Here is a 12,699-nt window from a genome sequence, read left to right as displayed (position 1 = left end):
GGGGGAGCAGGGGAAGCAGGGGAAGCAGGGGAAGCAATGTAGAGACGTGCCATGGCACGTCTGGGAGTAGAGGGAGAAGGAGGGGCAAATCTTTATGATTGGAAGATGTGTAAGCCGAAGCGCCTCGATAGTTCCTCACACACTTTAATCCCTCGGATACTGTTCCCCCGCTTATCCAAGGGCGGTGAAAAGACGGCAATTCCCATTACACCGGGAACAACGCCAATAATGCCGCCACCGACACCACTCTTCGCTGGAAACCCAACTTTGTACACCCATTCCCCCGCAAAATCATACATGCCACAGGTAAACATAACACTCAGTAAGTCCTTGACATAGTGAGAATGAATCGCTTGTTCTCCCGTCATTGGATTGATCCCATTGTTGGCAAGAGTGGCTCCCATCACCGCTAAATCGTGGCAGTTGATAATGACCGAACACTGCTGGAGATAAAGATCAAGGGTTTGTTTAATGTCCCCAGAAATCATGCCAAAGTTCCGTAGCAAGTAAGCAATTGCCCAGTTGCGATCGCCTGCGGTTTGTTCGGAGACTAAGGTGGGTGTATCGACAAAGACACGGTGACCAATATAGCGGCGATACATTTCCAGGATGCGATTGAGCCGATGGGCGGGTCCTTTTCCCTCAATTAAATTGGTAATCGCGATCGCACCTGTATTTACCATGGGATTGTAGGGGCGCTTGGAGTTCTCCTCAACCTTGATTAGCGAGTTATAGGCATCTCCGGTTGGTTCCACATCAACTCGGCTGACCACATAATCCCGTCCCCAATCCGAAAGTGCCATTCCATAGGCAAACACTTTCGAGATGGACTGAATTAAGAACGGTTGCTCCCAATCGCCAACTGTGTAAACTTGACCATCGACGGTAACAATACAGATACCAAACCAATCGGGATTAATTTCCACCAGATCCGGTTCGCTCACATAAATTTTCCCTTGTCTGATGGGAAGATACTGGCGATGCAGTTCCCGCAAATCGTTAATAAAGGACGTGGGACTCACATGCAACTGAGCGATCATGGCTGCTGAGTTGAGTTTTGGCATAACCCTGGGGAGGGCTTCTCGCATCGGTAGCGTGTTCGTTGTGCCTTCATCAACTGCCCGCGACTGGGGATAGGACGGTGTTTTTGGGGATACCGCTAACTGCTCATCGTTAATGTCCAGACAGTCAGCACCGTTGTTACCGTCTTGGTTAATCGTTTCTGGCAAATAACCTGGCGTGTCAACCACTTTATCAAAGACATGGAGTCGCAAATGCTTTGATAGGGCTTCAAACACCTGGACACCTCGCAGGCTTTTATTTTGTTCCCCTAGGGCAGGAGAAAACACAGCAATTCCCATTTGGTTGGGAACCACGCCAATAATTGCCCCAGATAGACCACTTTTGGCAGGGAGACCGACTTTATACGCCCATTGACCGGAGAAGTCATAGAGACCACAGGTGTACATGATGCTGATTAAGTTTTTCACATAATCGGCTTTCAAGGCGCGTTCCCCGCTGATCGGATTGATGCCAGCATTCGCCAGCGTACCCGCCATCACCGCTAAGTCCTGGCAATTGACCATTAAGGCGCACTGCTGGAAGTAAAGGTCGAGAATGTCATCAATCTTGCCTTCGAGCAAGCCAAAATTCTGCATGATGTAGGCGATCGCTCGATTCAGGTTATCGGTTTTCTTCTTGGACTGGAAAACCGCCTGATCCACTTGCACGTCTCGACCGATATAGCGGTGGAACATACGCAGTAAGCGGGTTTGCCGCTCAAATAAATCTAATCCTTTAATCAGGCTGGTGGTGGCGATCGCGCCCGCATTCACCATTGGATTATATTTTCGCTCTTGGATCTCCTCATGTTCGATAATTTCATTAAAGGGTTCTCCGGTTGGTTCAACCCCAATTCGTTCCAAAACATAGTCCAGTCCGCGATCTTCGAGAGCCAGTCCATAGACAAACGGCTTTGAAATTGACTGAATCGTAAACGGGATCGACGTATCACCAACGGTATAAACCTGACCATCCACCGTCACCACCGTAATCCCAAACCAATCCGGATTCGCTTGTGCCAACTCTGGGATATAGTCGGCGACTGATCCGGCTTTCAGAGGCTGATATAAGCGATGCAAATCTTGGAGGATATCGGGTAACTGCTCCGTTATTTTGGCTCGTGTTTGCAACTCGTTGGTGTTGATCATCCTGGTCTGCTGTTTCCGAACTGGCTTAAATTTTCTTCATGAACTAATTTATCTTGGGTCAAGGCTGATAAACAGCACACAATGAACAATCAATCGGGCAAAGTCAGAGCGTGGTAAGATTAACTGGCTTTTCCTGTATCTAAGGCAAGGCTGGGATCAATCCCAGTTGTTTATAGAATCAGGCATTGATGAATGTCCCTAATTAGCAACAGTCTCAACCGCATGAAGCAACTCGACGTTCTTAAAAATTATGCCAAAGCTGTAGCGATTGGTGCTTATGACCATCATTCTCCCGGTCTATTTGGTAAACATGACAATGTGAGACGGTTATGGGAAGACCGCTTTAACCGTAATGTCATGAGTCATTTTCTCAGTCCCCTCGTTATCCAGAAGCAAGACGAAGGAACTGATCTTCGGGTGATGGATTTGGGCTGTGGTGCGGGAGAAGGCTTAGGTATTCTGACGAGTTTACCCCAAACTCCGCCAACACTTGATGCTCAGATTAAGACTGTGCTGGATTATCAGGATATTGGTCACTACAAGGGTGTGGATATCAGTCCAGCGATGATTGAGAAAGCCGCAACTCTCCATGCTGACCACCCGCAAACCAAGTTTGAAGTCGCGGATTTGAATGAAGGGCTACCCATTGCTGTAGGGGAACCTGCCTACGATATCTACTTTTCTTCTTATGGGGCATTGTCTCACCTCAACGATCGCTCATTAGCCAGAGTGATTGGCGATATTTGCGACCATATCGGAGACAAAGCCATTTTTGTGGGCGATTTTCTGGGTCGCTATTCCTATGAGTGGCCCCGCTACTGGGGAGAATCGGCTGGGAAGCAATCTACGATGAATACCTACTCGATGTCCTACATCTATCCCCCAGATGCTAGGGGAGAAATTGAGGTGGAACGATTCGAGATTCGGTATTGGGGTGGCGAGGAGTTCGATCAGTTTATCCACGCCGTAGCGGAGAGTAAAGGGGTAAAGATTTCCCGACGACGATTGTGCGATCGCTCGATTTTGGTGGGTCGCCACATGAATACCCGTGAATTTAATCCGGAAGCCCCGCCAATTCGGGCGGCGATTAACTCTCTCCATGAAATCAACTGTCGCACCGATCTGTCTCAGTTGATTTTTGAGTATCGTCCTCATCCGGATCATCCTCACATCAATCGCTTCTTCTCGAATTTTCAAGAGGCTTGGAATGCAGTCGTTTATGCCTGCATTGAGGCTCTAGATCAGTGGCGCAACCCTCATAAGTTACTCGCTGAACCGCAAGCGGGTTATCCCCCGGTTGTCCAAGACGCGATCCGCACAATTCGCAACGTGGTACGCACAGCACCGACACTGTGTTTTGAAGACCCTAGAGCCAATTTAGTTGAACCCCAACTTGCCTATTTGTTGCGGAATCTAGAGTGGAACCTACAGCAAGGTTTGGGAACTGCCCATGGACTCTTGGTCGTCTATGAGTTTTCCAGATAATGCTTGACGTTGTTACTTTTTTAGGGTTATAAACGAGTAGAGATGTTGCGGTGCAACGTCTCTACCGAACTCACTCATCAACTAAGCTAATTTAAAAGGAGACGTCATATCAGTTATGGCAGATCGGAATTAACACAAATTTTCGTGTCTGGTATCCAGGGACTATATCGCTCAGGAATGCTATTGCATTAGCTTGGCAGCTTCGCTACAAATTGTTGGCTTCAGAAAACTTGCTCTGAGCAACGAAGAGTCAGGAATTGGCAACCAAGCCAATAGCAGATTGAGATAAGTTTTATGTGGCTTGTTCTCACCGTAAACGAGCTGCATAAACTCTATAATTTCAATTAATTTCAGCCTTTTGATTTGTAAATAGACCAGCGCGACATGCTGTACTTTTGAATAGTGGTACTAGCTGGAGAATTGTCTCTCTAGTTTGTGATGTCACGACGGAAGGGATTAAGTCACTTAAATATTAATTCAAGTTATTGCCGAATCTCATGGTGAAAATCAGTTTATTATCTTCAACTCCGCTTTGGTTTTTCCATTTAGTTCCTTACAAAATAGGGGAATGCTTTTTCATTAACCTGCTTCCCCTGTTTATCGTGCAAGTCGTCGGTGGAAGTATCACCGATGTTTTGCTCATCTGTTTACGGGTGTAACCTGGGCTGTGATTAATGTTGCCAGTACTCTTTCAGTCGCAAGTCTGGCAACCAAAGGTGAGGAAGGAATGGCGCTGGGAGTCTATAATTCGATTATTGGGGTGGCAACAATTGTGGGTTCTCTTGTCAGCGGCTATATAGCGGCTAGTTTTGGATATAGTTGGTGTTTTGCCACGGGTACAGTTTTGACGGGGTTAACGGTTGTTTGTTTTTGGTTACTTGAATTAATTATGCAAAATGACAGTAAAAAAGTTCTGTCATTCCGATAATCAAGATGTAGTCAATGCCTGGAATAAATTGCTTAAGAAATAGCCGAGAACTAAAGTTCTGGCTAAAAGCTAAAACCCGTTAAAACGGGTTCAAAGACTTAAATTGTCCGCTAAAATTTACTTGGTTATACGAGGATCGCGATATAGCGCGTCTATTAAGCAGGTTTGCGGAAATAAACTCAACCTTATGGAGTTATAGCGCTTCGCGCTGGTCTAGTTACACTTTGTTTGTACGAACATCTCATCTGGACTCAGCTTCAGGTACGGGAGTTGTAAATACACGCCTAGCGATTGGCTATATGTAAACAAGCCTCAAACCCTTACAAAGGGCGTAGCTTGCTTCTCGCTTGCGCGAGTATGACGAATGACGAATGACAAATGACGAATGACAAATGACAAATGACGAATGACGAATGACAAATGACAAATGACGATCTCAGCCGTTAACTTTAATTGTCCCCACCTACTTATGACTCTTCTGACACCTGTTCTAATTCTCGCAGCGCCTGTTGACCTGCGCCAACGGCTAATCCCATCACCCCGCCAATTGTGGCATATTGAGACATGGCATGGGGTCGCTGATCGGCATGATTAATTTCAGCCACCCCGATGCCTAAAATTACACCCGCAATACCAGTGATAACGCTGGAAAAAATAATTCGCTTAATATTCATCGTTTTCCCTAACCTAAACTGAAAAAGCTGTAGTGATCTGATGTATTCTACGTTTACCTTTACCAAAGATTAGGGAAACTGGGGTTATTAAGTCAATGTTTGCAACAAAATTATGGCTTTGTTAACATTGCCTAACTTTTGTTTATGGTTTTTAATTAATTCTGCGGTATTCCTTTAATGAATATTAAGTAGGTTGGTGGAAATAAACTCAACCTTATGAAGTTATGTTCACAAGCTTCAAACCCTTACAAAGGACGAATGACGAATGACGAATGACGATCCCCATCGTTAACTTTAATTGTCCCCACCTACTTACCGAATTGTTACTTCAGGTTTCGGCTCAAGCTCTTTTGACTCCGGCGTTTTCTGGTTCTTACCGTTGGAATTAAATAAGCGATCGCTCCCCGATTTGATCACAATATAGAGGATAGGAACCACAAACAGACTCAGGAACGTGGCGATAAACATTCCCCCGAACACCGCCGTTCCCAGGGATTGACGGCTTCCTGACCCCGCACCCGTGGCGATGACTAGGGGAAAAATCCCAAACAATGTAGAAATCGCCGTCATCAAAATCGGTCGCAAACGCTGCTGCGCCGCCTCAATCGCCGCTTTCCTCAGCGTCAACCCTTGGTCTCGTAGCTGATTAGCAAATTCTACAATCAGAATCGAGTTCTTACTGGCTAAACCAATCAGCATCACCAAGCCAATCTGACAATAAACATCATTCGGTAAACCCCGCAACGATTGTGCCATGAGCGCCCCTAAGATAGCCAGAGGAACCGCCAATAGAATAATAATCGGGTCGATATAACTTTCATATTGAGCCGCCAACACTAAGAACACAAACACCAAACCAAAGCCGAAAATAATCGTCGCTTGACCTCCCGACTGGATTTCCTCCAGGGATAAACCGGACCATTCATAGCCTAATCCCGGCGGTAATACCTCGGCGGCGACTTGTTCCATAGCTTGAATCGCGTCTCCAGAACTGACTCCCGGCGCGGCTGACCCATTAATTTCAATCGAGCGGAACAAGTTATAGTGATTAATGGTTTGCGCCCCTGTTGTTTGCGTCACCGTGACCAAATTTCCCAGAGGAATCATCTCATCTCGTTCGGAACGCACATAGAGTTGATTAATATCCTCTGGATTTGAGCGGAATTGGGCGTCAGCTTGGACATAAACCCGATAGGTGCGCCGTTCTAGAGTAAAGTCATTCACATAACGCGACCCTAAATAGGTCTGCAACGTCTCAAAAATATCATTAATATCCACCTCCAACGCCTTGGCGCGGTTACGGTTCACCTCAATCTGTAACTGGGGTGTATTCGCCGCATAAGTACTAAACACCGCCTGCAACTGGGGATTCTGATTGCCAGCACCCAGTAATTTCCCCATATTTTCAATCAGCGAATCCAAGCTAAAATTACCTCGACGGTCTTGGAGTTGAAATTGGAATCCGCCGAAACTCCCCAAGCCGGGAATAGAGGGAGGATTCACTGGAAATACTCTGGCTTCTTTAATCCCAAACAAAGCACCCCGAACTTTATTAATAATCGCTTCGGCGGATTGAGACGGATCAGTGCGTTCTGACCAAGGCTTCAGCGTGGTAAAAACGATCGCACTATTCGCCGTATTCCCACTAAAGCCGAATCCTCCCACCGCAAACGTGGCTCGCACTTCATCCAAGGGTAAAATAATATCTTCAATCTGCTCAATCACATCATGGGTGTAGTTGAGTGACGAACCCTCTGGTCCTTGGACAATCGTCATAAAATAGCCTTGGTCTTCATCGGGAAGAAACGCACCTGGAACCTGATCGTAAACCCACACCGTTAGTGCTAATAAACCAATAAACGCCACAATCACCAGGGTTTTCACGCGAGTCAGGATAATCAAAACTCGCCGATATCGCTTCTGCATTCCCTCTAAAAACCGATTAAATCCGTCAAATAAGTGACCCCAAAACCCCGTCGCCTCTGGTTTTTGCCGCAAGATTAAGCCAGACAGGGTTGGCGTCAGCGTCAGCGCCATAAACGTGGAAACAGCAATTGAAAAGGCAATAGTTAGCGCAAATTGTCGGTATAATGCCCCCGTTGTTCCGGGAAAGAATGCCACTGGAACAAACACCGCCATTAACACCAATGACGTGGCAATAATTGCTCCCACCAATTCCCGCATAGAAATAATCGCCGCTTGTCGAGATTTGATTCCCCCGCGTTGAATCTTCGTGGTGATATCTTCAACTACAACAATTGCATCATCCACCACCATCCCCGTGGCTAGGGTCAACCCAAATAAGGTCAAACTGTTAATCGAAAAATCAAAAATCTTGACAAAAGCAAACGTACCAATTAGAGACACGGGAATCGTAATCGCCGGAATAATTGTGGTGCGCCAATCCTGTAAGAACACAAAAATAACCAACACCACCAATCCCACTGCTTTTAGCAGGGTGAACACCACTTCTGAGAGGGACTGATTGACATAATCGGTGGTATCAAACCCAATATCATAAGTCATCCCCGGTGGGAAATCCGCCGCCAGTTTTGCCATTTCCGCTTTAACCGCGTCCGCTACCTCCAAGGCGTTACTCCCAGGAACGGTATTAATCCCCAACCCGACGGCTTCATTTGCCCGAAATCGCAGGAACGTGCCATAATTTTGCGCCCCCAATTCTACACGTCCCACATCGTTAAGTTTAATCAGCGTGCCATCTTCATCGGTGGCTAAAATCAGTTCCTCAAAGTCTGAAACCGTTTCCAAGCGGCTAATTGCCCGTAAGTCAATTTGATATTGCTGTCCCTCTGGCGCGGGGGGTTGACCGATACGCCCTGCACCCACCTGGATATTCTGTTCCCGCAATGCATCAACCACATCTTGCGCCGTCAGATTCCGACTCGCCAGACGCAGGGGGTCAAGCCAAAGCCGCATTGCATAAGTACGTTCACCAAAAATTTGTACATTCCCCACCCCATTCACTCGTTTTAGGGCCTCTACCAAATATAGGTCAGCGTAGTTACTTAAAAAGAGATTATCGTACTCACCATTTTCTGAGTACAAACCAAATGCCATCAGGAAGTTAGCCGATTCCTTATTAACGGTTACCCCAGTTTGGAGTACAGATTCTGGCAATTGGGGTTCAGCTAAAGAGACGCGATTTTGGACATCAACGGCGGCAATATCTTGATCTTTGTCTGGGGCAAAGGTGATATTGATCGAACTGGTGCCATCATTGCTACTACTGGATGTCATGTAGCGCATCCCATCCACACCATTAATTGCCCGTTCCAAGATAGTCGTCACCGCATTTTCCACGGTTTGAGCATCGGCACCGTTATAGTTGGCTTGGACACTCACTTGTTTGGGACTAATATCGGGATATTGGGCAACAGGTAACGTGGGAATACTAATTGCTCCAATGAGTAAGATGATCAGGGAGCAAACAGTTGTAAAAACAGGTCGTTTAATAAAAAATTCGACAAACATTTTTTAGGGAATAGGGAATGGGGAATAGGGAACAGGGAACAGGGAACAGGGAACAGGGAATAGGAAATGGGCAACAGGCAACAGGGATGTAGGGGCGGGTTTTACCGATAACTTATGGCTACACAGTGACAATTTGACTAAACCCGCCCTTCTAGATGCAAAGGGAACAAACAAAGGACATAAGACAAAGGACAAATGACGAATGACAAATAACTAAGAATCTGGAATAATCGGAGCGCCATCAGATAAATTAAGGATACCGGAGACAACGATTCTATCGCCAGGTTCTATACCCTCGATAACTTGGTATCGATTCCCTTGAATATCACCCAACGTCACAGGGCGTTGCTTGGCGATGAGTTCAGGTGCACCCGGTTTAGTTTCCTCTGGCGGTTGGGCGACAAAGACAAAAGGTTTCCCCGCTAGACGCGATACAGCATTGACGGGAATTAACACACCCGGACGTTTTTCCCAGATGACTCGTGCATCCACTTTCTGTTGATCGTATAGGCGACCATTTGGATTAGAAAATGTGGCTTTTGTCAAGAGGGTTTGAGTATCTTTCTCCACTTGCGGTGAAATAAAGTTAATCCGCCCTGTTGCGATCGCAGGTTCACTGTCTGGGATACCTTGGTTCCGTAGCTCCACGGTGAGTCCCTGACGCATCCTCTCTTTTTGCTGTTCGTCAATGGGAATTTCAACTTCTAAGGTTTGGTTTTGAGTAATGGTGGTGAGGGTATCGCCCACATTTACATAGTCTCCCACTTTGACCGGAATATCCCCAACCACCCCATCAATGGGAGCGACGACGCGATTAAATTGCAACTCTTCCTGCTTAACCTCCACATCCGCCCTGGCGCTAGACAGGTTCGCAGCGACTCTAGCTTCCGTGGCTTGGGCGGCTTGGACTCGTTGTTGTGCCACATTCAGGGCTTCCTTAGAGGCGGCTAAGGCTTGAGCGGCTGCATCACGGGCTGCAATGGCTTGATTGCGATCGCGGGTTTTATCATCGAGTTGTTGTCTGGGTTGAACCCCCTGAGATACCAACTGTTCTGCCCGTTGATAGTTGACTCGCGCCAGTTCTAAATCGGCTTCTCGGCTTTGCAATTCAGCCGCTTGGCGTCCCACTTCGGCTTTGAGACGAGCAATATCGGCTTGGGCGGCTCTGACTTCGGCTTGTGCATTATTCAGGGTAGCCGTTTGAGCATTCACATTCGCGATCGCACTTCTGAGTTCGGCTTCACTGCGTTCTGGCTTCAGTTGTAGAATTATATCTCCAGCTTGCACGCGATCGCCTGATGAAGCAACGATTCGAGTAATTCTACCAGCGGTTTCAGGTCGCAATTCCACCTTTTGTTCTGCCTCTAAGGTACTCACAAACTGAGAACTGTCTTCCAGGGTACTTGATTCCACTTGCTCCAATTTTACCGGGGTGGCTTGAGGTTGCTGAGACGTTGGCGGTGAGTTATTTTGCAGTAAAAAACGCCAAGCCGCCCAACCACCACCACCGAAAACTAACAGGGTGAGTAACAACCCCAGCCATAATTTAGGCTTATTTGAGGATTTTCTTAGGGGTTGGTCGGCGTCAGAGATGATAGAATCCTCGGATTCCCACTCTGGGTTTGAAGACTTGGGAATGGGGGTTTGGGAGTCAGAAGATGCCATAGTTGTGTTCTGATGATGGAATTACTCGGATTTTACGCGACAGTCCATCGTGGGAGTACGAGTTCAGATCGTGAGAACTATCAGGCAATGCCGCCCCTGGAGGGTTAAATCTGTCCTCACTTGTTTATACTACTTAAGACTTCGATAAAATATATCCTCCAGTCGGGTGTATCGAATGGGGGAACTCCTAGTGCGAGAGACCAATCCTCACGTCCACGACAAGAGGAGCAAGTAGTTTGGCAACCTTTAACTGACGAATAATGCGAGCATCTTGAAAAGTGTCGTGAGCTAGACGAGCAAATTGCCAACCCATCAAGGTTAAATTGAAGACGATAAGAGACAACAATGACCAAGAGATTGTAAGATCTATCTTCCGCTAGATAGCTATCTCTGAAAAATACCGCTTATGATAAGCATCATGTTTAAACAATCCTTATTTTACCCTAAGGGGGTCAAATAAATGGCTGCTGCCATTGAATTTGCTTTATTTGCTCCTTACAACGAAGGAGCATCATTGGTTGGCTGTTTCTCAAATTGGGAAGAAATTCCCATGGAGAAAGATAAGCAGGGGTATTTTCGCACGTCCGTTGAACTTGAAGATGGTGTTTATAAATATAAATTCCGGGTTCAATCCAAATCTTGGTTTTTTGAAGCTGATCAATGGGTAGAGGTCAATGATCCCTACGCTACCGATATTGAAGATCCGACTCAAAACTGTGTCGTCCGCATCAAAGATGGAGAACGCATCGTCGATACTTATGTTTGGATGCATGACGATAAACCCCTACCTCCTGACCATGAATTAGTCATCTATGAAATGCATGTCGGTGACTTCTCCGGTGGCGAAGATGACCCCTATCCACGAGGGAATTACCAGCATGTTATTGAAAAGTTAGATTATCTGGTGGAATTGGGAATTAACGCCATTGAGTTAATGCCTATCAAAGAATATCCCGGTGACTACAGTTGGGGGTACAATCCTCGCTACTTCTTTGCTACTGAGTCCAGCTATGGTTCGACAGATGAATTGAAACATCTGCTCGATGAGTGTCATGGCAAAGGAATTCGGGTAATCATGGACGGGATTTACAACCACTCAGAATCGGAAAGCCCTCTCACTCAAATTGACCACGATTACTGGTATCATCACGCTCCCCGTGACCCAGATAACAACTGGGGACCCGAATTCAACTACGAACATTATGACGAAAAGCTAGAGACTTACCCAGCGCGGAAGTTTATCGGTGATGTGGTTCGTTTCTGGATCACTGAATATCATATTGATGGCATTCGCTACGACGCTGCGCGACAAATGGCTAGCTACGATTTTATGCATTGGATTGTCCAAGAGACTAAAAAAACGGCAGAGGCAAAGCCATTTTACAACGTGGCTGAATACATCCCCGAAAATCCTAGCATCACCAATTTTGATGGACCGATGGATGGTTGCTGGCATGATAGCTTTTACCACACCGTTAAACCTCACATCTGTGGTGACAGGTTTGAGTTAGAATCCCTTAAGGATGTAATTGATTGTAAGCGTCAAGGCTACCTGGGAGCGACTAATGTTGTAAATTACCTAAGTAACCACGATCATGAACGCCTGATGGTTGAGTTAGCCAATCGGGAAATCTTTGATGAAGAAGCTTTCAAACGGCTCAAGTTAGGGGCAGTTTTGTTAATGACAGCAGTCGGTATTCCCTTACTCTGGATGGGTGAAGAGTTCGGGGAATATCAGCCGAAATCCATTGAATCCAGAAAGATTAATTGGCAACTACTGAGTAATGATTATAATCGCGGGTTGTGCGACTACTATAAAGGGTTAATCGGACTGCGAAAAAACAATCAGGCTCTCTATGCAGAGAACATTAATTTCTTCTTTGAAGATGCAGACGCCAAAGTTCTAGCGTATGTGCGCTGGAATGGTGAAGGATCTCGTGTTGCTGTCGTTGCCAATTTTTCTGATAATTTCCTCACTGGATATACTCTTTCCAACTTTCCGGAGAATGGAATTTGGCACGAATGGACAGGTAACTATGAGGTGGAAGCCAGCAATAACACTTTAACCCTTGACCTTGGCGGATACGAAGCCAAAGTGTTTGTCTGGCAGTAAGCCATCCAATCCGCGATCGCATCTCCGTAGGGTGGGCAATGCCCACCTTACTTTTATGAATAACATTGAAATTTTTGTCAACATTATGCCTAAACCACAGGTTGACATAATTTCACAATATTACTTATATGA

Annotated in this window: 8 protein-coding genes and 1 pseudogene; 4 read left to right on the top strand and 5 right to left on the bottom strand. The window is 46.2% G+C overall.

The features are described 5' to 3' along the window. Positions 1–92: 92 nt before the first annotated feature. Together glsA (RIC07_RS23590) and glsA (RIC07_RS23585) are read right to left on the bottom strand one after the other, a co-directional pair. Positions 93–1,040, bottom strand: a complete 948-nt coding sequence (glsA, locus tag RIC07_RS23590) for a glutaminase A (RefSeq protein ID WP_446396649.1) — start codon at positions 1,038–1,040, stop codon at positions 93–95. A 213-nt stretch (positions 1,041–1,253) separates the two neighbouring features. After that, a pseudogene (gene glsA, locus RIC07_RS23585) lies at positions 1,254–2,210 on the bottom strand (glutaminase A); the annotation flags it as partial. Between the two features lie 192 nt (positions 2,211–2,402). Between glsA (RIC07_RS23585) and RIC07_RS23580 the strand changes: the two are divergent. The 3 genes from RIC07_RS23580 to RIC07_RS23570 all read left to right on the top strand — a co-directional run bounded on the left by RIC07_RS23580 (position 2,403) and on the right by RIC07_RS23570 (position 4,623). Further along, entirely contained in the window at positions 2,403–3,695 is a 1,293-nt protein-coding gene (locus RIC07_RS23580) for a class I SAM-dependent methyltransferase (protein ID WP_446396637.1), read from the top strand. 497 nt (positions 3,696–4,192) lie between these two features. Then, positions 4,193–4,354: a hypothetical protein gene (locus tag RIC07_RS23575; RefSeq protein WP_446396636.1), complete on the top strand. Its 162-nt coding sequence runs from the start codon at positions 4,193–4,195 to the stop codon at positions 4,352–4,354. Positions 4,355–4,362: 8 nt separating this feature from the next. After that, positions 4,363–4,623 carry an MFS transporter gene (locus tag RIC07_RS23570; RefSeq protein ID WP_446396635.1) on the top strand — a complete coding sequence of 87 codons (261 nt, stop codon included), beginning with the start codon at positions 4,363–4,365 and terminating at the stop codon, positions 4,621–4,623. A 467-nt stretch (positions 4,624–5,090) separates the two neighbouring features. On the opposite strand, the gene RIC07_RS23565 is transcribed toward RIC07_RS23570, so the two are convergent. The 3 genes from RIC07_RS23565 to RIC07_RS23555 all read right to left on the bottom strand — a co-directional run bounded on the left by RIC07_RS23565 (position 5,091) and on the right by RIC07_RS23555 (position 10,454). Beyond that, the gene (locus RIC07_RS23565; protein ID WP_446396634.1) at positions 5,091–5,297 is read right to left on the bottom strand and encodes a hypothetical protein; all 207 of its coding nucleotides are present in this window, start codon (positions 5,295–5,297) and stop codon (positions 5,091–5,093) included. A gap of 312 nt (positions 5,298–5,609) precedes the next feature. Beyond that, positions 5,610–8,789 (bottom strand): efflux RND transporter permease subunit, encoded by a 3,180-nt coding sequence (locus tag RIC07_RS23560; RefSeq protein ID WP_446396633.1) that lies wholly within the window; start codon positions 8,787–8,789, stop codon positions 5,610–5,612. A 213-nt stretch (positions 8,790–9,002) separates the two neighbouring features. Next, the gene (locus RIC07_RS23555; RefSeq protein ID WP_446396632.1) at positions 9,003–10,454 is read right to left on the bottom strand and encodes an efflux RND transporter periplasmic adaptor subunit; all 1,452 of its coding nucleotides are present in this window, start codon (positions 10,452–10,454) and stop codon (positions 9,003–9,005) included. Between the two features lie 460 nt (positions 10,455–10,914). Between RIC07_RS23555 and RIC07_RS23550 the strand changes: the two genes are divergently transcribed. After that, a complete protein-coding gene (locus RIC07_RS23550) occupies positions 10,915–12,567 on the top strand; it encodes an alpha-amylase family glycosyl hydrolase (protein ID WP_446396631.1) in 1,653 nt (550 codons plus the stop codon). The last annotated feature ends 132 nt before the right edge of the window (positions 12,568–12,699 follow it).

Source organism: Coleofasciculus sp. E1-EBD-02 (assembly GCF_040218245.1).
Taxonomy (GTDB): Bacteria; Cyanobacteriota; Cyanobacteriia; order Cyanobacteriales; family Coleofasciculaceae; genus Coleofasciculus.
Note: the sequence above shows the minus strand (reverse complement) of the source record. Positions and strands in the feature narration are given on the sequence as shown.